Here is a 24,186-nt window from a genome sequence, read left to right as displayed (position 1 = left end):
TCATCGCCAGCCGCCGGCACCGCGTGCCCTTCTGGGTGAGTGCCCCGCATCTCGGCTGCGTACGAGCCATGTCCGACCGCCCTCCGGATCGCGCCGGCCCGGTGCCGACAGCGCTCAGGCTCGCCCGTGGGCGGGCCGAGGGGGAAGGCGCACCGGAGTCCCGCGGGGGCGCTCCGGAGCGCACGGGCGGCCGACGCGGCGTCCGTACCGCCGGGCCCCGCGCCGCCCGCCCCCGTCGTCGCGGCGCGGCCGGGACACGGGTACGGGCGGGGCGGAGTCCGGCGGGCGGAGGGTCAGCGCCCGGACTGGAGCGCGGCCCAGGTGGCGGCGCCCACGCTGCCGTCGGCCGACAGGCCCCGCGTGCTCTGGTAGGAGCGGACGGCCTTGTCCGTGTTCGCGCCGAAGATGCCGTCGGCGGTCACCGCCGTGCCGAGTGCGGCGGTCAGGGAACGCTGCAGCCGCTTCACCGTGTCGCCGGAGGCGCCCGTCGCGAGCGTCGGGGTGGTGCCGGCGGAGAGCAGCGCGGTCCAGGTCTTCGGCCCGACGATCCCGTCGGCTCCGAGGCCGCGCGCGGTCTGGAACGCCGTCACGGCGCTCCCGGTCGCGGAGCCGAAGACGCCGTCCACCGCGCCCGCCTCGTAGCCCTGCTGGTCGAGCAGGGTCTGGAGGGCCTTCACCTGGGCGCCCGTCGAGCCGGTCCGCTGGGTCGAGTACGAGGAGAAGCTGAGCCCGTCGGCGCCCTCGGCCCCGCCCGCGGCGCCGCCCACGAGCTGCATGTAGTAGGTCCAGTTCCAGTTGGCGCCCGGGTCGGTGTGGTCGTTGCCGGGGGCCTCGCTGTGCCCGATGATGTGCGATCGGTCCTTGGGGATGCCGTAGCGGTCGCACAGGTACTTCGTCAGCGCCGCCGACGAGCGGTACATCGTGTCCGTGAACCACGACGGGTCGTCGATGAAGCCCTCGTGCTCGATCCCGAGCGACGAGGCGTTCGCGCTCTTGGCGTGGTACGCGGTGTCCCTGTCGCGCACCATCTGGGTGATCTGGCCGTCCGAGGAGCGGACCACGTAGTGGGAGCTGACCTTCGACGTCGCGTTCTGGAACCAGCTGATGGTCCCGGCGTACGAGCCCTGCATGACGTGGATGACCACCTTGTCCACCGTCGCCGTGCGGCCCGTCGCGAAGTTCGCGGAGTTGGCGGCCACCCACAGTGCCGGGGGGTAGTCCGGGCTCTGGGCGGTCACGTCGGCCTTGGCGAGGGGGCCCTTGTCGGGGGAGACGGGGCGGGAGGTGACCGAGACCCGCTCGCCGCCGGCCACGGTGGCCCGCAGGCCCTCGGCGAGGAAGGTGTAGACGGTGTCCGCGTAGAGCGCGGAGACCGCGCCCTCGGCGCCGCTGTAGCGGGCCACGGCCGGGTACCAGGCGTCGATGTCCGCCCGCCGGGCCTTGTCCAGGCCCAGGGCGTCGGCGTGGTCGCGCAGCACGGCGGCGCCGCCCAGGATGTTGGTGCCGGTGTCCTCGCGCAGCTCGGCCGCCGACTCGCCGGTGAGGGCCGAGGCCTTCTCCAGGGAGTGGTTGACGGGGTTGCTGACGAGGTGCATCACGCCGAAGCCGCTGTCCTGGCTGGGCTGCCCGGCGTGCCCGTTCAGGTGCGTCTCGCCGTAGCCGACGGCGGCGAGCAGGTCACGCGGTACGTCGTACTCCTCGGCGGCCCGGTCGAGGGCCCGGTTCATGGAGTCCGCCTCGGCGGGGGCGGCGCCCGCCGGGTGGCCGGCGACGAGGGCGGTGACGGTGAGAGAGGCCAGAACGGCTGCGCGGCCTCGGGTGTGGCCGGCGGTGCGTCGGGGCATACCTGCTCCAGGTCTGTGGGGGAGAGGGGGCCGACGGACCGGGTGGGGTGGGCCGAGGGCCGCTGAGCCCGCACAGGCTATCCATCCGCTCAGGGCATGACAATGACACCCTCGCGTGTCCAAATCCCTTTCACTCCAATGGAGTTGGGAGACAGCAGGGTGCGGCCCGGTCGGCCGTCACCCGGGCGGCGGGTGACGGCGCGCGGCTGCGGCTACCAGCGGTTCCGGTGGACGACATCGGCCACCGGGCGGCGGCGGACCGGTCCGAAGTTGCCCTGCGGCCACCCCACCGGAATGGCCGCGAAGGTGTGCGTGTCCGCGGGGATCCCGAGGGCGTCCTTCCACTCCTGCTCCAGCATCAGGTGCCAGATGGTGAGGTTGGCCGCGAGCCCCAGGGCCCGTGCCGCGAGCAGCACGTTCTGGACCCCCGGGTAGACGCAGGAACCCTCCGCGAGCGCCTGGAAGCGCGTCTGCGTGTCCGTCATGCGCGCGAGACCCGCCGGGCCGAGCGACTCGGCGTAGATCCCCAGGCCCTCCTCGTCGAACCGCGGCTCGGGGAACTTGTAGCAGGGGATGATCAGCGCCGGTGTGTCCGCGAAGTGGTCGCGCTGGTGCTCGATCGCCGCCACCATCCGCCCGTACGCCGCGTCGTCCATGCCCTTCGGCGCGTGCTTGCCGGTCGTCGCGAGGTAGGCGTCCACGCACCGCTTCCACAGCGGGGCCAGGCGGGCCATCACCGTGCGGTCGGTGACCACCACGTACTCGTAGCACTGCATGTTGCCGCCGCTGGGTCCCCAGACGGCGGCCTGTATGAGCTGGTCGATCGTCTCGTCCGGCACGGCGTCCGGCTTGAGGCGGCGCATGGCGCGCATGGTGGACATGGTCGGGAAGAGGGCGGGCCCGTCGGGGGCGGGCGCGTCGGCGTACACCGTTTCGAAGGTCATGATCGCGGATCCTACGGCTCAAGTCGGCTCACGGGGAGTCCCGTTGGGCTGTCCGTCGGGGCTGTCGCCCCCTCCGGTCCGGTGCAGGTCAGCGGTACCGCACGCGTCCGGGCGGGCCCGTGGTGCGCGGCCCTGCCCCGGTACCGGGGGGCGGGCCGGGCGGTGGGGCCGCACTCTGCCCCGGCCGGCCGGTGCGGCCGGGCCCGTCCGCCGCCTCCCGGTGTCCGCCGCCTCCCGGTGTCCGCCGGCTCCCGGTGTCCGTACGTCCGTACGCCCGTGCCCGTCGTGTCACCCGCCGTCCCGGCACGGTGAATTCGTACACCTGCCCATCCCCCCTCCTCACGGGGGAACGGGGTCGGGAACGGCGGCCGTGAAGGCGTATAAAGGGTCCCTCCCGAGCAGCCGGCGTCCCCGATGGCCACCTCACCCCCCACGCGGCCGGCGTCACCGCGTACCGAGAGCGGAGGAGCGTCCCCATGAGCACCTCGGAAGAGATCAGCGCCTTGCTCGTCACCAGGTTCGGAACCGATCCGGAGTCCATCCGGCCCGAGATGCCGCTCCGCTCGCTGCGGCTGGACTCGCTCGCCCTGGAGGAGCTCCGGCTCCTCATCGAGGACCGGATGGACATCGATCTGGAGGACGTCGTCCTGTCGTCGCGTGACACCGTCGGCCATCTGATCGAGGCCGTGTGCGGCAAGGCCGGCGCGTGACCGGCCGGGGGCCGCTCGCCCGCAGGACCGCCCGGCCCGGGATCGAGCCGTTCAGCGCCGCCGTGACCGGCATCGGGCTGGTCACCGCCGCCGGAGTGGGAGCCGACCGTGCCTGGCGGGGGGTGTGCGACACGGCGGTCGCCCCTTCGGTGGGGCACCTTCCGGAACTCGACGGCCTGCCCTGCGACTTCATGTACACCGTCGACGGCCTCGACACGAAGGCCGTCCTGGGCGTCGCCGCGCAGCGCCTGATGGACCGCTTCTCGCAGCTCGCCGTGATCGCCGCCCGCGAGGCGGTCGCGGACGCCGGACTCGATCCCTCGGCGTGGGACAGCGGGCGGGTCGCCGTCGTCATCGGCTCCGCCCACGGCGGCCTGCCGTTCTACGACGAACAGCACACCACCCTCACCGAGCGCGGCGCACGGCGCGTCTCCCCGAAACTCGCCCCGCTGACCGTCGTCAACGGAGCCGCCAGCAGCGTCGCCATGTCCCTGGGCGTGCACGGCCCGAGCCAGGCAGTCTCCACGGCCTGCTCGTCGGGCACCGTCGCCATCGGCACGGCCCACCAGATGCTCCGCACCGGGGCCTGCGACATCGTCGTCGCGGGCGGCGCCGAGTCGGTCCGCTCCCGGCTCCTGATCGCCAGCGCCTGCCAGATGCGGGCCGTCTCCACCCGGCGCGAGGACCCCCAGGCCGCCTGCCGCCCCTTCGACACGCACCGCGACGGCTTCGTCGTCGGCGAGGGCGCCGGCCTCCTCGTCATGGAACGCCCCGAGCACGCCAGGGCCCGCGGCGCCAGGGTCCGCGCCCGGGTGGCCGGCTACGGGGCCTCCAGCGACGCCCACTCCGCCGTCGCCCCCGACCCCGACGGCCTCGGCATCGAGCGCGCACTGCGGACCGCCCTCGCCGACGCGGGCATCGACGCCCCCGACATCGGCCACGTCAACGCCCACGGCACGTCGACCGTCGCCAACGACCTCATCGAGGCGGTCATGCTGCGCCGGGTACTGGGCGAACACCCCCTCGTCACCTCGACGAAGGCCATGACCGGGCACACGCTGGGTGCCGCGGGCGGCATCGAGACGGCCCTGACCGTCCTGGCGCTCCAGCACCAGCTCGTCCCGCCGACCGGCAACCTCGACGCCCCCGACCCGGCGGTCCCCGTCGAGGTGGTGAGCAAGGAAGCCAGGCACGCCGCGTTCGACTGCGCCGTCAAGACGTCGCTCGGCTTCGGCGGCCACAACGCGGCGCTCGTGCTCACCAGAGCCTGACCGGAAACGAGGAGCACCGTGCCCGAGGAGATCATCCGGTCGCTGAGCGTGGACGGGGTGCGCTACGGCTACCGCCTGCTGCCCCGTGACCCCGCCGCCGGCGCAGGCCCGTCCACCGAACCGGTGCTCGTCATCGGCGGCGCGTTGCAGGGCATGTTCGGCTGGCCCCAGATGGACGAGCACCTGGGCCCGGTCGCCGACGTGGTGACCGCGGACCTGCCCGGCATGGGCTCGGCCGACCCCCTGCCGCCCGGCCCCAGCGCGCCCGTGCTGCGCGCGGCGGTCACCGGGATCCTCGACGACCTGGGTGTCTCCCGGATCAACCTCTTCGGCTTCTCCTACGGCGCGGCCATCGCCTTCGGCTGCGCACAGCACGACCCGGGGCGCGTCGCCCGGCTCGTCCTCGGGGGCGTCCCCACCCACATCGGTGAGGACCGGCGGGCCCACTGGCACCGGGCGACCCGGGCGCTCGCCGAGGGCGACGCGGAGGGCTTCGCGACGCTGGCCGCCGACGGGCTGATGTGCCTGGACCCGGACCGGCCCGTCCACCGCAGGGAGCTCGCCCGGCGCTATGTGCGGCGCTCCTTCCTGCACGCCCTCGCCCACTCGGAGCACGCCGCCGAGTCGCTGCGGCGGGCGCTAGCGGACCGGCCCGACTTCTCCGGCGGGCTGTCCGGCGTACCGGCCCTGGTCTTCGCCGGTGAGCACGACACGGTGACGTCGCCGGAGCGGCAGCGGGAGTTCGCCGGGACGATCCAGGGGAGCCGCTTCCTCACGCTGCCGGAGTCCGACCACTGGGTCGTGCTGGAGCGGTCCGACGAGGTCGCGGACCTGGTGACCCGCTTCTTCACGGACCGGCCGCTCGGCCCCGCCGCGGCCCGGCTCCCGCATCAGGCGCGGGCCGGGGAGGTCACCCCAGCGGGATCCACACCCGCATCGCCCCCGGGCCCCGGTTCGCCCACACCGCGTACGGCACAGCGGTGAGCTCCCCGGCCCGTACCACCGTGACACCGCCGAGCAGCCCGGGGCGGTGCTCCGTCTCCAGCGCGGTACCCGCGTGCAGGAGCACCTCGTCCAGCCTGCGGGGCTGGTCGGCCGACTCCAGGCAGTAGACGAGCGGGCCGAACTCGAGTGCGGCGCAGCCGCGTACGGCGTCGACGCGCGGGTCGGGGAGGGTGAGCCGGGGCCGCAGCCGCAGATCGAGGACGACCCGCTCGCCGCGTGTCCACTGCCTGCGCACCCGCAGCCAGCCCGCCTCGCTCTCGGCCGGCTCGCCGTCCAGCGTGGCTCCCGATGCCCACGCCGGGACGCGGAGCGACAGCGTCCAGGTGCCGGCCTCCTCGGCGGTCACCGCGATCCGGCCGTCCCAGGGGTAGTCCGTCTCCACGGACACGGGGCCGTAGCTGCCGGTCGCGTACTGGTGGAGGTGTACGCCGTCGCCGTCGGTGCCGGCCACGTAGTGGGGCAGCGAGGCCAGCAGGCGCATGGCGTTCGGCGGGCAGCACGCGCAGCGGAACCACGGGGTGCGCCGCGCCGACTGGTCGTCGCGGTGGCCCTCGTAACCCTCGCGCACCTGGAGCGGGTTGACGTACAGCCAGCTGTCGCCGTCCAGGCCGCACCCGGCGGCGAAGCCGTTGAACAGGGTGCGCTCGATCAGGTCCGAGTAGCGGGCCTCGCCGGTCAGCAGGGCCAGGCGCCAGCTCCACTGGACGGAGGCGATGGCGGCGCACGTCTCGTTGTACGCCCGGTCCGGCGGCAGTTCGTAGGGGTCGCCGAAGGACTCCAGCTCGTGCCGGGCGCCCAGGCCGCCGGTGAGGTAGGTCTTCGACTCCGTCATCGCGTCCCAGAGCCGTACCGCGGACTCCCGCAGCCCGGCGTCCCCCGTCTCGGCGGCGAGGTCGGTGACGCCGGCCAGCAGGTACAGCTGGCGCACGGCGTGCCCGGTCACGGTCCCCGCCTCCCGCACGGGCACGTGGTCCTGCCAGTAGCCCGCGCCGGGGAAGCTCTTGTCGCCGTCGCCCAGCAGCCCGTGGCCGCGCCGCTCGACGAAGTACGAGGCGAGGTCCAGCCAGCGCCGTTCACCGGTCTCGCGGTACAGCTCGACCAGCGCGGTCTCGATCCCGGGGTGTCCGCAGACCCCGTCGACGGGCCGGCCGGGCCCGAACACCGCGTCGATGTGGGCGGCGAAGCGCCGCGCGATGTCCAGGAGTGCGGTGCCGCCGGTGGCCCGGTGGTGGGCGACGGCGGCCTGGATCAGGTGCCCGGCGCAGTACAGCTCGTGGCCCCAGTCGAGCTCCTGCCAGCGCCGGCCGGGGCGGGCGACCTGGTAGTGCGTCTGGAGGTAGCCGTCCGCGTCCTGCGCGGCGGCGAGCAGCGCGGTCAACGCCTCGGTGTCCGCGCGGAGCCGGTCGTCGTCCGGCGTCTCGGCGAGCTGCCAGGACGCCGCTTCGAGCCACTTGTGGACGTCGGAGTCCTGGAAGGGGAAGTCCCCGGTGAAGTCACCGCCGCCGTCCGCGGCCGCCCGGAGGTTGGCCAGGTTCCCGGCGTCCTCCAGCCGGCGGGGCCCTTGCGGAATGCTGACCCCGGCATTGGTGCGGCGCCGCGCGGCCCAGAAGCCGCCGCTGACGCGGGCGCTGCCGACCGGGCGCTGCCCGGTCCGTGCGGAGGCGGTCGGGCGCAGGGGTCCTGAGGGCGGCGGGATCTCGGCGGGGGGAGCTGCGTCGGCGGTCATGCGGGGGAGGGTAGCGATACGGCCCGTCGAACGGACGGGGGTCCGGGTGGCGGCCGTGGCCGCCACCCGGCGGGGGTCAGTGCTGCGGTCCCTTCCCCTTCACGTCGATCCGCACGACCTGCGGGTCGTGGTCGCTCGCCTGGTCGGCGAACTCGGCGTTGATGTGCACCACGTCGTAGTCGAAGCGGCTGATGCCGGGGCTGGTCAGGATGTGGTCCAGCGTCTGGGAGTTGCCGTCGTAGACGTAGCTGTACTGCTCACCCGCGGGCAGCGTGGTGATCAGCGGCTTGAGGACCTTGCCGCTGGTCAGCGCCTTCACCGTGGGGGAGAAGGCGAAGTCGTTCAGGTCGCCGAGCGTGACGACCCGGGCCGACTTGTCCGCCTTCAGCAGCGAGGTGACGAAGGTGTTGACCTCCGTCGCCTGCCGCACGCGCTGCGTCTCGGAGCTGCGCACCGGCTCCTGGAAGCGACCGTGCAGGGACTGGTCGCCGCCCTTGGACGCGAAGTGGTTGGCGATGACGAAGACCGACTCGCCCCGGAAGCGGAACTCGCCCACCAGCGGCTTGCGGCTGTTGTCCCAGGCCGTGCTCGTGGGGTTGATGCGGCCGGGCGAGACGGAGAGCGCGGCACCCTTCTTGGTCTTCACCGCGTTCACGGCGGTCGTGGCGTCGCCGCCCGCGCGGTCCGTGAAGTCGACCCGGTGGGGGTTGAAGAGGAAGACGTTGCGGATGTTGCCGCCGGGCTCGCCGCCGTCCCGGCCGTCCTGGGGGGCGATGTAGCGCCAGGAGTACCTGGGGCCGCCCGCCGCGACGATCGCGTCCGTGAAGCGCTTCAGGGTGGCCTCGGAGCCCACGGTGCCGTCGTTGACCGCACCGTTGTCGTCCTGGATCTCCTCCAGGGACACGATGTCGGGGGAGGAGAGGCTGACCGCGACGCCCCGGGCGAGCGTGTCGAACTTGGCCTGCTCGTCGTTCGCGTCGAGGTTCTCCACGTTGTACGTGGCGACGGCGAGCTCCTTGCTCTTCTGCTTCCGCGTCACCTCGCGCTTCAGGCCGTTGTCCTTCAGCTTGCCCAGCTCGGTGGCCTGGACGTTGTAGCCGCCGTAGGACGCGTAGTCGACGACGCCGGTCGTGGAGCCGGTCAGTACGTCGCCGACGTTCGCCGCGGGGACGGGCTGTGCCGCGTTCAGCGACATCACCTTGAGGCGGCCGGTGTTCTGGTCCGTGTAGGAGGCGTACAGGGTGCCGCCGCGCCGGGTCGGGTTCTCCTTGGGCTTCACCGTCACCCAGACCTCGTCGTACGCGGTCGTTGCGCCCGTCACCCGGGTGTCGGCCATCGTGACGCGGGTGCCCTCGAGCGACTCGTACAGGTCCAGGGCGTACTTCGCCGGTTCGAGGGGCAGGGCGTCGATCGAACCGCCCGCGGCCGTCGGCACGTAGGCGTTCGGCACCGAGGCCGCGTTCAGGACGACCGGCGCCGGCAGCGGGTTGCCGGAGGACAGCACCGTGGTCAGCGGGGCGGTGATCTGCGTGAGCGACTGGGTTCCGGTGCCGGGGTAGTACTCGGCCACCTTGCCGCTGACCAGCACCGAGTCGCCGACGGCGACGGTCGGGGCGGCGGAACCGGTGTAGACGAACACGCCCTCGCTCGTGCGCGGGTCGGCGTCCGGCACGGTGTCCTGGATCCAGAAGCCGCGCGAACCGGTGGCCCGTACGCCGGTGACGACGCCCGGCACCCCGGTGACGGACTGTCCGGCGAGCGGCGACACGCGGGTCGTGCCCTGGATGTCGTGCACCCGCACGGTGCCGGGCTCGGTCGGCCCACCGGGCTCACCAGGCTCACCCGGCTCCGATCCGCCGGCGCTCTCGCCCGCCGCGTTGACGGGCGTCGGGGTGCCCGGGGCCAGGTCGGCGGCGTTGTCGTCGGTGTCCGCGAGGGACGTGCCGCGTGCCACGGAGGCGGTGGCGGAGGCACCCGTCGCGGGGCCGCTGCCCTCCCGTACGACCGCGGTGCCGTAGCCGACGAGGTCGACGATCCGGGTGTCGGCGGCGCAGTCCGCCGCGGTCTTGCAGGTCAGCGGCGTGGTGCCGGAGACGAGGGCGACGGTGCCGCTCGTCGCGGACATCGCGGTCGTCCCGGTCGCGTCGGGGGTGGGCAGGGCCACCGTGCCGCCGGTGCCGGCGGCCTGGGCGACGAGGTAGCGGCCGCCGGGAGCGACGGCGCCGGACAGCTCGGAGACCTGCCACAGCGATCCCGCGGAGGGGGTACCCGGCAGGTACTGGACGCTGTAGCCGGCCAGGGCGAAGGAACTCTGGCCCGCGTTGGCCAGCTCGATGAAGTCACGGGTCAGCGTCGCGCCCGAGTTGCCCCCGCCGCCGTACACCTCGGAGATGACGGCGGACGACGACGGTGCCGCGAAGGCGGCGGGCAGCGCGGTCACCGACAGCGTCACGGCGACGGCGGTGGCCAGCAGAGCGGAGCCGGGTCTGGCTATGTGCACGGGAACCCCAAATGTGTAGTGAGGGGCCAAAAACTATGCGCGTAGAACGGTCGTGGCAAGAGACCGGAGGTTAATTCCGGGCGACATCGCCGCACTCGTGCGGCTCGGTTCGGCGCGGGCGTGCGCCGTCCGGCCCGGTCCCGCCCGCGCACGCCCGCCGGGTCCGCGCCCGTTCTCCGCGCGCCCGCCGGGGGAGGCTGTGGGAGCGCCACCGGACCGCCGGCGCGGCTGCCCACGGTCCACGCGGGTCCGCGGGTCCGCGGGTACGCGGACAGGCGGACACACGAAACCCTGCACGCGGTAAGGCAGTTCACGGGCAGCCGGGCAGCCGGGCAGCCGGGCAGCCGGGCAGCCGGGCAGCCGGGCAGCCGGGCAGCCGGGCACCGGTAAGGCGGTTCACGGGCACGGGGCGGATCGTGGACGCCGCTCCCACGTCCGTCGGCGCTCCGCACGGGTGCGTCCGCCGCCGTCCCGGGTGCGGGAGGGCGGCGGACGCACCGTCAGCGGGCCTGTACCGGCCGCGCCGGGTACACCGCGAGGGAGAAGGAGTGCCCGGCGGGATCGGTGTACACCCGGACGTCCCGGGGACCGCTGTTGCTGTCCCCCGTGTCCACGGGCCGGGCTCCGAGGCCTATCGCCTCGCGCTCGGCCTCGTCCATGTCCCCGGGGTCGACCAGGACCCGCAGATGCGCTTGCAGGGAGTCCTCCGGGCGCGGCCAGCTCGGCGGTGCGTAGCCGTGGTCACGGCGGACGGCCAGGTGCACACCGGTGTTTCCGACGATCTCGACGAAGTCCGGATCGTCCCCGATCCGCGTCTCGGCGTCGAGGAGGTTCGCATAGAAGTCCGCGAGCTCGAGGGGCTCGGCGCAGTCCAGTACCAGAACGCTCGTTTTGCCGGTAGTCATGACCCTTCGGTACCCCCGATGGGGCCGTGCACGCCGGAACGGTGGCCTCCGCCGCCGACGGGGGCGCCCCGTACCGCCGCACGGCGCGCCCGGGAGGAGGTCCGGACGGACGCGCTCTAGGGTGCGGACCATGGCAGAGAGCACGGAGCACGAGGCCACCGGCAAGCCCGGTACCGGCCCGAACGACCCCCGTCGCTGGCGCGCCCTCGCCGTCTGCCTGGTGGCGGGCTTCATGACGCTGCTGGACGTCTCCATCGTCAACGTGGCGCTGCCCTCCATCAAGGAGGGCCTCGACACCCCCGAGTCCGACCTCCAGTGGGTCCTGTCCGGCTACGCGCTCGCCTTCGGGCTCGTCCTCATCCCCGGCGGACGCCTCGGTGACGCTCGGGGCAGGCGCGCGGTGTTCATGGCGGGGCTGACCCTCTTCACCCTGGCCTCCGCCGCCTGCGGGGCGGCCCAGTCCAGCCTCTGGCTCGTCATCGCCCGTCTGATCCAGGGCGCGGCGGGCGGGCTGCTCTCGCCGCAGATCTCCGCCCTGATCCAGCAGATGTTCTCAGGACGCGAGCGGGGCCGGGCGTTCGGCATGTTCGGCACCGTGGTCGGCATCTCCACCGCCGTCGGCCCCCTCCTGGGCGGCATCCTGATCCAGGGGGCGGGGCCGCACGAGGGCTGGCGCTGGGTGTTCTACGTCAACCTGCCGATCGGGATCGTCTGCCTCCTGCTGGCCCGGCGGCTGCTCCCCGACACCCCCTCGGCGACCCGGGTGCGCCCGCGCGACCTGGACCCGGTGGGCGTCCTGCTGCTGGGCGCCGGGGTCCTGTCCCTGCTGCTGCCGTTCGTCCAGGCCCAGCAGTGGCCGGGCGACGCCAAGTGGCTGCTCGTGGTGGTGGCCGCGGTCCTGCTCACGGCGTTCGTCGCCTGGGAGTCGCGCTGCGCCCGGCGGAACGTCCAGCCGGTGCTGAACCTGTCACTCTTCCGGCTGAGGTCGTTCTGGCTGGGCTGTCTGATGATCCTGCTCTACTTCGCCGGCTTCACCTCGATCTTCTTCATCAGCACGCTGTACCTCCAGTCGGGGCTGCACTACAGCGCCCTGGAGGCCGGGCTCGCCATCACCCCGTTCGCCCTGGGCGCGGGGGCGTCGGCGAGCATCGGCGGCCGGCTCGTCGGCCGCTTCGGGCGGCCCCTGATCGTCGTGGGGCTCACCATGGTGGCCGTCGGGCTCGGACTGACGGCGCTGGCCGCGCACCTGGTGCCGGGCAGGGGCGCCGGGCTGGCCATGGCCGCCCCGCTGCTGCTGGCGGGCCTCGGCAGCGGGCTGGTCATCGCGCCCAACCAGACGCTCACCCTCTCCGAGGTGCCGGTCCACAACGCGGGCAGTGCCGGCGGAACCCTCCAGACCAGCCAGCGCGTCGGCTCGGCCATCGGGATCGCCGCGGTCGGCTCGGTCTTCTTCGCCCGGCTGGGCCACGGCGACTGGCCGGCGGCCTACGACCACGGGCTCCTCGTCTCGGTCGCGTTCGTCCTCGCGGGCCTGATCGTGGCACTGGCCGATGTCGTGGCGGGCAGGCGGGGAAGGAGACCCGCCGAGACGTCCGACACCACCGACGCCCCGAGGGGAACACCATGAGCAGCGACACCGAGGACCGGGAGCAGGGCGGGAACACCGCGTACGGCCACAAGCCGTTCAAGCGCTCCCGCAGCCACTTCGCCGACCGCGTCACCGCCGACGGCCGGGACGGCTGGCCCGTCGAGGCCGGCCGCTACCGGCTGGTCGTCAGCCGGGCCTGCCCCTGGGCGAGCAGGGCCCTGGTCTCACGCCGGCTGCTCGGGCTGGAGGAAGCCCTCTCCCTGGCCGTCGCCGACCCCATCCAGGACGACCGCAGCTGGCGCTTCACCCTCGACGAGGGCGGCAGGGATCCGGTGCTCGGCATCCGCTACCTGAGCGAGGCGTACGACGCACGGGAGCGGGGTTACCCCGGCGGGGTCAGCGTGCCCGCCGTCGTGGACGTGCCGACCGGAGCCCTGGTCACCAACGACTACCAGCAGATCACGCTGGACCTCGCCACCGAGTGGGCCGCCCTGCACCGCCCCGGCGCCCCCGACCTCTACCCGGAGCGGCTGCGCGACGAGATCGACACGGTGATGGACGGCATCTACCGGGACGTCAACAACGGGGTCTACCGCGCGGGGTTCGCCGCCGGACAGGCCGAGTACGAAGCGGCGTACGCCGATGTCTTCCGCCGCCTCGACCTGGTCTCCGAGCGCCTCGCCGGGCAGCGCTACCTCGTCGGGGACACGATCACCGAGGCCGACATCCGGCTGTTCACCACGCTGGTGCGCTTCGACGCCGTCTATCACGGGCACTTCAAGTGCAACCGCTCCAAGCTGGCCGAGGACCCCGTCCTGTGGGCGTACGTGCGCGACCTCTACCAGACCCCGGGCTTCGGCGACACCGTCGACTTCGACCACATCAAGCGGCACTACTACCAGGTGCACACCGGCATCAACCCGACCGGCATCGTGCCGGCCGGCCCCGACCTGTCGGGGTGGGCGACCCCGCACCACCGGGAGGCCCTGGGCGGCCGGCCCTTCGGTGACGGCACCCCGCCCGGGCCGGTGCCGTCCGGTGAGGAGGTCCCGGCACGCGGGCGCCCCTGACCCGTTCATCTCACGCGTGAGGGCGCCGTGTTCGCGGTCGCCAGCGGGGAGCGGGCGAGGACCACGCAGCCCACGGCGATCAGGACCAGACCGATCAGCTGGGGCAGCACCCACCACCCGGTGCGCAGCTCCTCCCCGAACAGGGTCACGCCGTAGGTGATGCTGATCAGCGCGTCCCCGAGCGTCAGCATCGGCTGCACCGCCACCAGCGAGCCGGCCTGCAACGCGTTCTGGAGGAGGAACAGCGCACCCACGCCGGCCGCCGCGGTGGCGTACAGCTGCCACGCCGTCAGCAGGGCCGCCGCGCCGCCGTCGTTCAGCCGCGACATCGCGTCCTTCATCAGCGCGGCGGTCAGCGCGTACCCGCACGCGGCGGCCAGGCCCAGCAGTGCGGCCCGTACGTTCCCCGAGGTGCCCAGGGCCGAGGCGATCAGGGCGGCCTCGAAGATCCCGGTGAGTACCAGCGCCGGGACCCAGGCCGCCCCCTGGACGTTCTCGCTGCCGCCGCCCGGCGCCGCCGCCGCCATGCCGAGGGCCAGCCCCAGCGTGACGGCCGCCACCCCGTACCAGACCGGGCGCGGTACCCCCACCCGCAGGACGAACCCCGCGACGAGCAGCGTCGCGGGCAGCTCGATCACGAAGATCGGCTGGACCACGGCGATGGGTCCCGTGGCCAGCGCCACCGCCTGGCAGACCGCCGCGACGATCACGAGACCGATCCCGCCGAGCCACACCTTCTGCCGCAGCAGGTGCCCGATCAGCGACAGGTGCATCGCCTCGTCGTCGGGCACGCGGAGGGCGGCGCGGCGTTGCAGCACCGAGGCGGTGCCGTTGCTGAGCGCGGTCAGGACGGCGAACAGGACGCTGATCACCACCCCATCATGGAGGGCGCCGCCGCCCTGCCCGTGGTGCCGCGCCTCCGCGAGTGTCGCCGGTCGCGGGACGCTGTCACCGGGTCCGCGTACGCTGCGGACCATGGCCGCCAAGAACGCTCCCGTGCTCTCCACCCGCGCACTCAACAGGGCAACGTTGGAACGCCAGTTGCTGCTCCGCCGGGCGGCCGTCCCGGTGAAGGAGGCCGTCGGCCGGCTGGTCGGCCTCCAGGCCCAGAACACCAGGCCGCCCTACTTCCAGCTCTTCTCCCGGCTGGAGGGCTTCGACCCGGCCGCGCTCGCGGCGCTCATGGAGTCGCGCGAACTGGTCAGGATCGTCACCCTGCGCTCCACCATCCACACCCACACCGCCGAGGACGCCCTCACGCTGCGCCCCCTGGTCCAGCCCGCGCGCGACCGCGAGCTGCACATGTTCCGGAGCGGGCTCACCGGCGTGGACCTGGACCGGCTGGCCGCGCTCGCCAGGGAGCTCGTCGAGGAACGGCCGCGCACCATGAAGGAGTTGAGGGAGGAACTGCTCCCGCACTGGCCGGACGCCGACCCCCGCGCACTCGCGGTCGCCGCACGCTGCCGGCTGCCGCTGGTCCAGGTCACCCCGCGCGGACTCTGGGGGCGCAGCGGGCAGGTCGCCCTGACGACCGCCGAGCACTGGCTCGACAGCCCCACCCGGCCGGCCGCCTCGCCGGACGCGACCGTACTGCGCTACCTCGGGGCCTTCGGACCGGCCTCCGTGAAGGACATGCAGACCTGGGCCGGGCTCACCCGGATGCGCGAGGTGTTCGACCGCCTGCGGCCCCGGCTGGTCACCTTCCGCGACGACGACGGCGTCGAACTCTTCGACCTGCCCGACGCCCCGCGCCCCGACCCCGGGACCCCGGCGCCGGTGCGGTTCCTCCCCGAGTTCGACAACGTCCTGCTGGGCCACGCCGACCGCACCCGGGTCATCCCGCCCGCGTACAAGGGACGCAACGGCCTGGGCAACCAGTCCTACGGGTCCGTCCTGGCCGACGGGTTCCTCGCCGCGCTCTGGCGCCTGGACGAGAGCGGGGACACCGCCGTCGTCACGGTCCAGACCCTGGGCGAGCCCGGCCGTGCCGTCCGTGAGGAGATCACCCAGGAGGCCCTGCACCTGCAGACGGTGATGTCCACGGCGTCGGTCCGCGACGTCCGCTTCGACACGTTCGTCGGCTCCGGGGACTGAGACGCCCCCCTCGCCCGCCCCGGGGTCCGCTCACGGGAGCAGGCCCGCGCGGCGGGCCGCCACCACCGCCTCCAGCCGGGTGTGCGCCCCCAGCCTGCGCATCGCCGACCGCAGGTAGCCCTTCACGGTCTCCGGCCGCAGTCCCAGCCGTTCGGCCGCCACGGCGTTCGTGGCACCCGACGCGACGCAGGCGATCACGTCCACCTCGCGCGGCGCCAGCCGCACCCGCCCGGCCTCCGGGGTCCGCTCCGCCCCCGAGGCCGACGCGAGCCGCCCGCACACCGCGAGCAGTTCACCGCGCAGGGCCGGGTCCGCGATCCTCGGGGCGAGGGCGCGCAGCTCACGATGGGCCTCGCGGACGTCCTCCCAGGTGCCGGGGTCCCTGCCCGGCTCGCCGGTCCGCTCCCGGGTGACCGCGAGGAGGCGCTGCACCTCGTCGCGGACGGCCAGGGCCTGCTCCACGTCCCGGGCCGCCGACGCCGCCACGTCGAACGTGCGGTCCCCGAGCGTGAGCGGTTCGCGCAGCGCCCCGTACAGCACCCCGCGCACCGTCCGGCGGACGACGACGGGCACGGCGACGACCGAGCGCAGGCCCTCCGCCGCGACGGCCGTGTCGTACTCGTGGCTGATGTGGCGCGAGGAGGTGTAGTCCGAGACCGCGCACGGCCTCGACAGGGCGATCGCCTTGCCGCCCAGTCCGCTCCCCGCCGAGATGACGAGCCCGCGCAGCGCGGGCGTCTGCGCCCCGCTCAGCTCGGCGATCAGTGCGTGGCGGGAGTCGGACAGCAGCCCGCCGAACACCACCGGCAGCCCGCTCGACCGGCGCAGCCTGAGCAGGGCCGCCCGCAGCTCGGTCGCCTCGCCCGGTTCCGCCACGCCGACGGTGCTCCGTCCTGTCGGACCCACCCCCGTTCGGGGGTGGTGAGATCTGGGTCACTGTTCACATGATGGTAATGGACGGGTTTCGCGACGAGGAGGGCACATGCCGGCTACGAGTGCGACGGAGACGTTCCGGGCTGCCCGGGACTTCCTGATCGAGCACCGTGAGGACTACACCGCGGCGTACGAGGGGTTCAGCTGGCCCCGGCCCGACTACTTCAACTGGGCCCTCGACTGGTTCGACGTCATCGCCGAGGGCAACGACCGCACCGCCCTGCACATCGTGGAGGAGGACGGCGGCCGGACCGAGGTGTCCTTCGCCCGGATGGCCGCACGCTCCGACCGGGCCGCGAACTGGCTGCGGGAGCAGGGGGTGGCGGCGGGTGACCGGATCCTCGTCATGCTCGGCAACCAGGTCGAGCTGTGGGAGACGGCGCTGGCCGCCATGAAGCTGCGCGCCGTCGTCATCCCCGCCACACCCCTGCTGGGCCCGGTCGACCTGCGCGACCGGGTGGAGCGCGGCCGGGTCCGCCACGTCCTCGTCCGGTCGGCGGACACCGCGAAGTTCGACGAGGTGCCCGGCGGCTACACCCGGATCGCGGTCGGCGACGACGTCGAGGGCTGGCTCTCCTACAGCGGGGCGGACGAGGCGGCGGAGACCTTCACCCCCGACCGGGAGACGGACGCCTGCGAACCCCTGATGCTGTACTTCACCTCGGGCACCACGGCGAGCCCGAAGCTCGTCGAGCACACCCATGTCTCCTATCCCGTGGGCCACTTGTCGACGATGTACTGGATCGGTCTGAAGCCGGGCGACGTCCATCTCAACATCTCCTCGCCCGGCTGGGCCAAGCACGCCTGGTCGAACCTCTTCGCGCCGTGGAGCGCCGAGGCCACCGTCTTCATCTTCAACTACACCCGGTTCGACGCCGCCCGGCTCATGGCGGAGATGGACCGCTCGGCCGTCACCAGCTTCTGCGCACCGCCCACGGTCTGGCGGATGCTCATCCAGGCCGACCTGGCGCAGCTGAAGACGCCCCCGCGCGAGGTCGTCGCGGCCGGTGAGCCGCTCAACCCCGAGGTCATCGAGAGCGTCCGGCGCGCCTGGGGCGTCACCATCCGGGACGGCTTCGGGCAGACGGAGACGGCGGTCCAGGTGGCCAACACCCCCGGTCAGGTGCTGAAGACGGGCTCGATGGGACGACCCAGCCCGGGATACAGGGTCGAACTGCTGGACCCGGTCACCGGTGAGCCGGGCTCGGCCGAGGGGGAGATCTCCCTCGACCTGTCCGCGCGGCCGGTCGGCCTGATGACGGGTTACCACGGCGACCCGGATCGCACGGCCGAGGCCATGGCGGGCGGTTACTACCGCACCGGTGACATCGGCGCACGGGACGAGGACGGCTACATCACCTACGTCGGCCGGGCCGACGACGTGTTCAAGGCCTCCGACTACAAGATCTCGCCGTTCGAGCTGGAGAGCGCCCTGCTGGAGCACGAGGCGGTCGCCGAGGCCGCGGTGGTGCCCGCCCCCGACCCCGTACGGCTGTCCGTCCCGAAGGCGTACGTGGTGCTGGCCGAGGGGTGGGAGCCCGGGCCCGCCACGGCGAAGGTGCTGTTCGAGCACTCCCGGGCGGTCCTCGCCCCGTACAAGCGCGTCCGCCGGCTGGAGTTCGCCGAGCTGCCCAAGACGGTCTCCGGCAAGATCCGCAGGATCGAGCTGCGCGAGCGCACGGCGCAGGGGAGCGGCACCGAGTTCGACGAGGGGGACCTGCGATGAGCGGCCTCTCCTACGCGCACGGCGCCGCCGGCACGCCCCTGCTCGGTGACACCGTCGGACGCAACCTGGACCGGGCGGTCGAGGCCTTCGGCGAGCGGGAGGCCCTGGTCGACGTGGCGTCCGGACGCCGCTGGACGTACGCCGGGTTCGGCGCCGCCGTCGGGGAGCTGGCCCGGGGCCTGATGGCGTCCGGGGTGGCCCGGGGCGACCGGGTCGGCATCTGGGCCGTCAACTGCCCGGAGTGGGTCCTCGTCCAGTACGCCACGGCCCGCATCGGCGCCGTCATGGTCAACATCAATCCGGCCTACCGCGCGCACGAGCTGGAGTACGTGCTCGGGCAGGCCGGGATATCCGTCCTGATCGCCTCGCTCTCCCACCGCACCAGCGACTACCGGGCGCTCGTCGCCCAGGTCCGCGACCGCTGTCCCGTACTGCGCTCCGTCCACTACATCGGCGACCCGTCCTGGGACGAGCTGACGGCCGGCGCGGAGTCGGTGACGGCGGAGGAACTGGCCGCCCGTGAGGCCGGGCTGTCGTGCGACGACCCGGTCAACATCCAGTACACCTCTGGAACCACCGGGTTCCCCAAGGGCGCCACCCTCTCCCACCACAACATCCTCAACAACGGCTACTTCGTCGGGGAGAACGTCGGCTACACCGAACAGGACCGGGTCTGCCTGCCCGTGCCGTTCTACCACTGCTTCGGCATGGTGATGGGAAACCTCGGCATCACCTCGCACGGCGCCTGCATCGTCATCCCGGCACCGGCCTTCGAGCCCGCCGCCGTGCTGGCCGCCGTCCAGCAGGAGCGCTGCACCTCGCTCTACGGCGTGCCCACGATGTTCATCGCGGAGCTGGACCTCCCCGGTTTCGCGTCGTACGACCTCTCCTCGCTGCGCACCGGGATCATGGCCGGATCGCCGTGCCCCGTCGAGGTGATGAAGAGGGTCGTCACGGAGATGCACATGGAGGAGGTGTCCATCTGCTACGGCATGACGGAGACCTCACCCGTGTCCACCCAGACCCGCCGGGACGACGACCTGGAGCGCCGCACGGGCACCGTCGGCCGGGTGATGCCGCACATCGAGGTGAAGGTGGTCGACCCGGCGACGGGTGTGACCCTGCCGCGCGGCGGGACCGGTGAACTGTGCACCCGGGGCTACAGCGTGATGCTCGGTTACTGGGAGCAGCCGGAGCGGACCGCCGAAGTCGTCGACGCGGGACGCTGGATGCACACGGGGGACCTCGCGGTGATGCGGGAGGACGGCTACGTCCAGATCGTCGGCCGGATCAAGGACATGATCATCCGGGGCGGCGAGAACGTGTACCCGCGTGAGATCGAGGAGTTCCTCCACGGCCACCCGAAGATCGCCGACGTGCAGGTGGTCGGGGTGCCGGACCCGGCGTACGGCGAGGAGATCCTGGCCTGCGTCATTCCCCGCGACCCGGCCGATCCGCCGACGCTGGACGAGCTGACCGCGTACTGCCGGGAGGAGCTGGCGCACTACAAGGTCCCGCGCGCCCTGCGGATCCTGGAGACCTTCCCGATGACCGTGAGCGGTAAGGTACGGAAGGTCGAACTGCGGGAGGGCTACGGCGCGTGACCCGCGCCGGGGGCCGCGCGGTCAGGCGGCCTCGATGACTCCGGAGCCTATGCCCTGGGTCGCCGTCGCCCACTCGATGAGCAGCACCTCGTACTCCGCGGCCTCCATGGGCGTCCAGTCCTGGCCGGCCCGCGAATCGACGAGCGCGCGGATCGCCTCGTTGGCCTCGACGGCCGACGGGTGGGCGGGCTGGGTCAGGAAGGCGGAGGTGGAATGGGTGGGGAGCCGAGGAGTTAAGACCATGCCTTCACTGTACGTCCTCATACTGACAACAGATCGAACATATGCGGCTGGCAGAGCACAGGTGACCGAAATCATGTGCCCGGTGCGGGCGTTCAGGGGCCGACGCTGACCAGCTCGTCCGCGGGGCCGTTCACCGGCTGGGGCGTGCCGGTGAGGTCCAGGACGAACAGCGGGATGGCGAGGCCGTCGGCGCGCGAACGGGCCTCGTCCGTGTAGCCGGCCAGGGAGAACAGTACGCCGGACACCGAGGTGTTCAGGGCGTTCAGCCAGAGGCACTCGACGTCACGCAGGGAGGTCGGCCGCGTCGTCGCGTCGACCTGGGCGATGAGGCCGGCGGCCCTGAGGTCGATCCGGGAGCTGGGCCGCACCTCGGGCTGGACCACGTCGCTGAAGCCCAGCCACCTCAGGTAGAGGGCCGAGGTGTTCACCGCGTCGCGGGCCGTGCGGATCACCAGGGGCCGGAACGAGGGCCGCGGATGCGCGGCCGTGCGCGGCAGCGGTATGTGCGAGGGGCCGGTCGCGGCGGGCGGCGGCGTGGCGACCGGGCGCACGGGTATCCGCAGCACCGCGCCGCACGGGCAGCAGAGTTCGGGGTGGGGCCACTGGTCGCGGCGCCCGCAGGAGTGGCACCGCACGCTGACCCAGTCGTCGTTCCACGTGCGGTGCGTGATGGGCACCGCCGGTGCTCCGCGCATCAGCGGCGGGGCGGTAGGGGAGCCGCAGGGGCACGGGTATACCGGCGTGACGTAGGCGTGCTCCCGATGGCAGACCGGGCAGCGCACCGGTACGGACTCCACGTGCTGCCCCTTCCTCCCGCCCCAGTGGCGGTGACCGCGTCGCGGATCCCCATCGTCCACCAGGAGTGAGGCTCAGGGGGAGGGAATCACGCACTTGGGCGTGTTCCGGCAGCAGCGCCGTCCGCCCTCCCTTGACGGCCGTCGCACCCCGCCCTAGATTGATTCCGTATAGCAGAACAAACTTTCCGTAATGCGGAATTGGTGCTCTCAGGTGGCGCGACAGAGCCCGACTCCACCAGGTCCGAGCAGGAGCACTCATGCCTCGTATGACCGCTGCCCGAGCGGCAGTTGAGATCCTCAAGCGCGAAGGTGTCAGTAACGCGTTCGGCGTGCCGGGTGCGGCGATCAACCCGTTCTACGCGGCCCTCAAGGCCTCCGGCGGGGTGCACCACACCCTCGCCCGCCACGTCGAGGGCGCCTCCCACATGGCGGAGGGCTACACCCGTGCCGCGGCCGGGAACATCGGCGTCTGCGTCGGTACGTCGGGGCCCGCCGGCACCGACATGATCACCGGCCTCTACTCGGCCGTCGCCGACTCCGTCCCGATCCTCTGCATCACCGGCCAGGCGCCGACCGCCGTCCTGCACAAGGAGGACTTCCAGGCCGTCGACATCGCGTCGATCGCCGCACCGGTGACCAAGGCCGCGACCACCGTCCTGGAGGCCGCGCAGGTCCCCGGCGTCTTCCAGCAGGCCTTCCACCTGATGCGCACGGGCCGGCCGGGGCCGGTCCTCATCGACCTCCCGATCGATGTGCAGCTCACCGAGATCGAGTTCGACCCCGAGCTGTACGAGCCGCTGCCCGTCCACAAGCCGGCCGCGAGCCGCCGGCAGATCGAGCGGGCCGTGGAGATGCTCGACGCCTCCGAGCGGCCGCTGCTCGTCGCGGGCGGCGGCATCATCAACGCCGACGCCTGCGCCCTCCTGGTGGAGTTCGCGGAACTGACCGGGGTCCCGGTCGTCCCCACCCTGATGGGCTGGGGCGTCCTGCCCGACGACCACCCGCTGAACGCGGGCATGGTCGGCCTCCAGACCTCGCACCGCTACGGCAACGCGAACTTCCTGGAGTCCGACTTCGTCCTGGGCATCGGCAACCGCTGGGCCAACCGCCACACCGGCCGGCTCGACGTCTACACGGCGGGCCGCACCTTCGTCCACGTCGACATCGAACCCACCCAGCTGGGCCGGATCTTCGCCCCGGACCTCGGGATCGCCTCGGACGCCAAGGCGGCGCTGGAGCTCTTCGTCGAGGTCGCGCGGGAGCTGAAGGACGCCGGCAGGCTGAAGGACCGCTCGGCCTGGGCGGCGTCCACCCAGGAGCGCAGGGCCACCCTCCAGCGCCGGACCCACTTCGACGACGTGCCGCTCAAGCCGCAGCGGGTGTACGAGGAGATGAACCGGGCGTTCGGCCCGGAGACCCGCTACGTCACCACCATCGGCCTCTCCCAGATCGCCGGCGCGCAGATGCTGCACGTCTACCGCCCGCGCCACTGGATCAACTGCGGCCAGGCCGGTCCGCTCGGCTGGACGATCCCGGCCGCGCTCGGCGTCGCCACGGCCGACCCGGACGGCTCCGTGGTCGCCCTCTCCGGCGACTACGACTTCCAGTTCATGCTGGAGGAGCTGGCCGTCGGCGCGCAGCACCGCATCCCGTACGTCCACGTGCTGGTGAACAACTCCTACCTGGGGCTCATCCGGCAGGCCCAGCGCACCTTCGACATCGACTTCCAGGTCAACCTGGAGTTCGAGAACCTCAACTCCCCCGAGCTGGGCGTCTACGGCGTGGACCACGTCAAGGTCGTCGAGGGCCTCGGCTGCAAGGCGATCCGGGTCACCGAGCCGGACCAGCTGCTGCCGGCCTTCGAGGAGGCGAAGAAGCTCGCCGCCGAGCACCGGGTGCCCGTCGTCGTCGAGGCGATCCTGGAGCGGGTCACGAACATCTCGATGAGCGGCACGGACATCGCGTCCGTCAACGAGTTCGAGGACGTGGCCTCCGAGCCGGGGCACGCGCCGACCGCCATCCGCCCGCCGGCGGTGTCCTGACCCCGTGACCCGCGCCGGTGCCCGGCCCGCCCGCTCCCGCCCGGGACCGGCCGCGGGCCGGGCACCGGCGTGCGGGGGTCCGTTCAGGGGCGGGGAGGGGCGACGACCGGCCCCGCCCGGCGCGCACCAGGTGTCCGTACGCGTCTCACGGGGCGTACCCCGGCCCACCGGTAGGTTTCCGCACCACCCGGCGCGGCCGGATCGCGTCCTACCCGAACCCGGGGCATGCCCGGATCCTTGGGCCATGGGGGACAAAGAGAACACCGCGTCCTGCCCGGACCGATCCGACGGCGACCCCGACCACCTCACGGCAGCCTTCCACGCCCTTCTCGAAGGCGCCACCGCCCCGCGACCGCCGGCGCCACCGGAGTGCCCGTTCTGCGAACTCCCGCAGGACCGCTACGCCACCGGTCACGCCGGACACTGGATCCTCCTCGAACCCCGCGTCCTCGTCCCGGCCCACACGGTCCCGCCGCGACGGCGCTGGATCATCACCTCGACCGGGACCGCCATGAACCTGTGGGACGCCGAGCCGCTCCCCGGAGCCGTGTGCCGCATCCCGCACCGCATCGCCTGCCCCTGTCTGGAGCCCGAGGACCACTGGCCGTGGATGACGGCTCTGCGGCGCCACAACGGGCAGCGTGCGCAGCGCCTGTTCAACCTGCCCGACGAGGGGTTCCCGGACGCCGGGTGACCGGGAGTGCTGCCGGTGCGGCGGGGCCCGGTCACCCGCGTCCTGGAACCATGGCCGGTATGGGGGCGGGGCGGGGAGCGCGGGACGCGGGACGGCGCTGGACCAGGTCCGCCGCGACGTGGCGGACGGTCCCGGACGGGGACCGGCGTGTCCGCGCGGACTGCGGGATGGCCGTCCGCCCGTACCACTACCGCTTCCATCCCCCGCAGAGCGTCCGGTACGAACGGTGCGTCGGGCTCTCGTGGTGTTCCGCCCGCGGGGTCTGCTCAGGCTCGACGGTGCGCGTCCCCCGGGGCGAGGTGCTCCCCGACGCCCTGGGCCCGCCGACCCCTGAGCGGCGTGAGCACCTCGTCCGGAGCGAAGCGAGGCTCGTCGGCCACCTCGACAGGCCGCGGGACGACGAAAGGACGCGGCGTCAGCGCTGACGCGCTGTCATGACACAGGGGTGCGGGGGGGGCGGGGGGCGGGGGGCGCCCCCCCCCCCCCCCCC

19 protein-coding genes are annotated in these 24,186 nt (G+C 73.1%); 10 read left to right on the top strand and 9 right to left on the bottom strand.

Annotation, left to right across the window (positions count from 1 at the left end; all coding sequences use genetic code 11):
• Positions 1-293 precede the first annotated feature (293 nt).
• A complete protein-coding gene (locus ACFVS9_RS29275) occupies positions 294-1,844 on the bottom strand; it encodes a peptidoglycan-binding protein (RefSeq protein WP_389937172.1) in 1,551 nt (516 codons plus the stop codon).
• 212 nt (positions 1,845-2,056) lie between these two features.
• Positions 2,057-2,788 (bottom strand): nitroreductase family protein, encoded by a 732-nt coding sequence (locus tag ACFVS9_RS29270; protein ID WP_389937169.1) that lies wholly within the window; start codon positions 2,786-2,788, stop codon positions 2,057-2,059.
• Between the two features lie 476 nt (positions 2,789-3,264).
• On the opposite strand from ACFVS9_RS29270, the gene ACFVS9_RS29265 reads away from it, so the two are divergent.
• From ACFVS9_RS29265 to ACFVS9_RS29255, 3 genes are read left to right on the top strand one after another with little or no spacing between them, the layout of a single operon-like run.
• Positions 3,265-3,498, top strand: coding sequence for an acyl carrier protein (locus tag ACFVS9_RS29265; RefSeq protein ID WP_383115849.1), 234 nt, complete (start codon positions 3,265-3,267; stop codon positions 3,496-3,498).
• The gene (locus ACFVS9_RS29260; RefSeq protein ID WP_389937166.1) at positions 3,495-4,769 is read left to right on the top strand and encodes a beta-ketoacyl-[acyl-carrier-protein] synthase family protein; all 1,275 of its coding nucleotides are present in this window, start codon (positions 3,495-3,497) and stop codon (positions 4,767-4,769) included. The genes ACFVS9_RS29265 and ACFVS9_RS29260 overlap by 4 nt, the downstream gene beginning before the upstream one ends.
• An 18-nt stretch (positions 4,770-4,787) precedes the next feature.
• Complete coding sequence (locus ACFVS9_RS29255; RefSeq protein WP_389937164.1) at positions 4,788-5,753, top strand: alpha/beta fold hydrolase; 966 nt, start codon at positions 4,788-4,790, stop codon at positions 5,751-5,753.
• Here ACFVS9_RS29255 and ACFVS9_RS29250 read toward each other — a convergent pair.
• The 3 genes from ACFVS9_RS29250 to ACFVS9_RS29240 form a co-directional block, all read right to left on the bottom strand.
• Positions 5,680-7,500 carry a glycoside hydrolase family 127 protein gene (locus ACFVS9_RS29250; protein WP_389937161.1) on the bottom strand — a complete coding sequence of 607 codons (1,821 nt, stop codon included), beginning with the start codon at positions 7,498-7,500 and terminating at the stop codon, positions 5,680-5,682. The genes ACFVS9_RS29255 and ACFVS9_RS29250 overlap by 74 nt on opposite strands.
• A 76-nt stretch (positions 7,501-7,576) precedes the next feature.
• Entirely contained in the window at positions 7,577-10,000 is a 2,424-nt protein-coding gene (locus ACFVS9_RS29245; RefSeq protein ID WP_383115845.1) for an endonuclease/exonuclease/phosphatase family protein, read from the bottom strand.
• Between the two features lie 500 nt (positions 10,001-10,500).
• Positions 10,501-10,905, bottom strand: a complete 405-nt coding sequence (locus ACFVS9_RS29240) for a VOC family protein (RefSeq protein ID WP_383115844.1) — start codon at positions 10,903-10,905, stop codon at positions 10,501-10,503.
• A gap of 130 nt (positions 10,906-11,035) precedes the next feature.
• On the opposite strand from ACFVS9_RS29240, the gene ACFVS9_RS29235 reads away from it, so the two are divergent.
• Together ACFVS9_RS29235 and ACFVS9_RS29230 are read left to right on the top strand one after the other, a co-directional pair.
• The gene (locus tag ACFVS9_RS29235) at positions 11,036-12,532 is read left to right on the top strand and encodes an MFS transporter (RefSeq protein WP_389937157.1); all 1,497 of its coding nucleotides are present in this window, start codon (positions 11,036-11,038) and stop codon (positions 12,530-12,532) included.
• The gene (locus ACFVS9_RS29230) at positions 12,529-13,563 is read left to right on the top strand and encodes a glutathione S-transferase family protein (RefSeq protein WP_389937154.1); all 1,035 of its coding nucleotides are present in this window, start codon (positions 12,529-12,531) and stop codon (positions 13,561-13,563) included. The genes ACFVS9_RS29235 and ACFVS9_RS29230 overlap by 4 nt, the downstream gene beginning before the upstream one ends.
• 5 nt (positions 13,564-13,568) lie before the next feature.
• On the opposite strand, the gene ACFVS9_RS29225 is transcribed toward ACFVS9_RS29230, so the two are convergent.
• Entirely contained in the window at positions 13,569-14,435 is an 867-nt protein-coding gene (locus ACFVS9_RS29225) for a DMT family transporter (protein ID WP_389937151.1), read from the bottom strand.
• Between the two features lie 103 nt (positions 14,436-14,538).
• On the opposite strand from ACFVS9_RS29225, the gene ACFVS9_RS29220 reads away from it, so the two are divergent.
• A complete protein-coding gene (locus tag ACFVS9_RS29220) occupies positions 14,539-15,657 on the top strand; it encodes a winged helix DNA-binding domain-containing protein (RefSeq protein WP_389937147.1) in 1,119 nt (372 codons plus the stop codon).
• 30 nt (positions 15,658-15,687) lie between these two features.
• Here ACFVS9_RS29220 and ACFVS9_RS29215 read toward each other — a convergent pair whose 3' ends face one another.
• A complete protein-coding gene (locus ACFVS9_RS29215) occupies positions 15,688-16,533 on the bottom strand; it encodes a response regulator transcription factor (protein ID WP_383115839.1) in 846 nt (281 codons plus the stop codon).
• A gap of 106 nt (positions 16,534-16,639) precedes the next feature.
• Between ACFVS9_RS29215 and ACFVS9_RS29210 the strand changes: the two genes are divergently transcribed.
• A complete protein-coding gene (locus tag ACFVS9_RS29210) occupies positions 16,640-18,316 on the top strand; it encodes an AMP-binding protein (protein WP_383115838.1) in 1,677 nt (558 codons plus the stop codon).
• Positions 18,313-19,920: an AMP-binding protein gene (locus ACFVS9_RS29205; protein WP_389937143.1), complete on the top strand. Its 1,608-nt coding sequence runs from the start codon at positions 18,313-18,315 to the stop codon at positions 19,918-19,920. Before ACFVS9_RS29210 ends, ACFVS9_RS29205 begins: the two co-directional genes overlap by 4 nt.
• A 21-nt stretch (positions 19,921-19,941) precedes the next feature.
• Here ACFVS9_RS29205 and ACFVS9_RS29200 read toward each other — a convergent pair whose 3' ends face one another.
• Together ACFVS9_RS29200 and ACFVS9_RS29195 are read right to left on the bottom strand one after the other, a co-directional pair.
• Positions 19,942-20,163, bottom strand: a complete 222-nt coding sequence (locus tag ACFVS9_RS29200) for a hypothetical protein (protein ID WP_383115836.1) — start codon at positions 20,161-20,163, stop codon at positions 19,942-19,944.
• 92 nt (positions 20,164-20,255) lie between these two features.
• Positions 20,256-20,960, bottom strand: a complete 705-nt coding sequence (locus ACFVS9_RS29195) for a hypothetical protein (protein WP_383115835.1) — start codon at positions 20,958-20,960, stop codon at positions 20,256-20,258.
• Between the two features lie 257 nt (positions 20,961-21,217).
• On the opposite strand from ACFVS9_RS29195, the gene gcl reads away from it, so the two are divergent.
• Together gcl and ACFVS9_RS29185 are read left to right on the top strand one after the other, a co-directional pair.
• Positions 21,218-23,002, top strand: a complete 1,785-nt coding sequence (gcl, locus tag ACFVS9_RS29190) for a glyoxylate carboligase (protein WP_383115834.1) — start codon at positions 21,218-21,220, stop codon at positions 23,000-23,002.
• Between the two features lie 244 nt (positions 23,003-23,246).
• The gene (locus tag ACFVS9_RS29185; RefSeq protein WP_383115833.1) at positions 23,247-23,696 is read left to right on the top strand and encodes a DUF6083 domain-containing protein; all 450 of its coding nucleotides are present in this window, start codon (positions 23,247-23,249) and stop codon (positions 23,694-23,696) included.
• Positions 23,697-24,186: the final 490 nt, after the last annotated feature.

The sequence above is a fragment of the Streptomyces sp. NPDC058008 genome, from assembly GCF_042886395.1.
Classification (GTDB): domain Bacteria; phylum Actinomycetota; class Actinomycetes; order Streptomycetales; family Streptomycetaceae; genus Streptomyces.
This window is presented reverse-complemented; position numbering and strand designations above follow the sequence as displayed.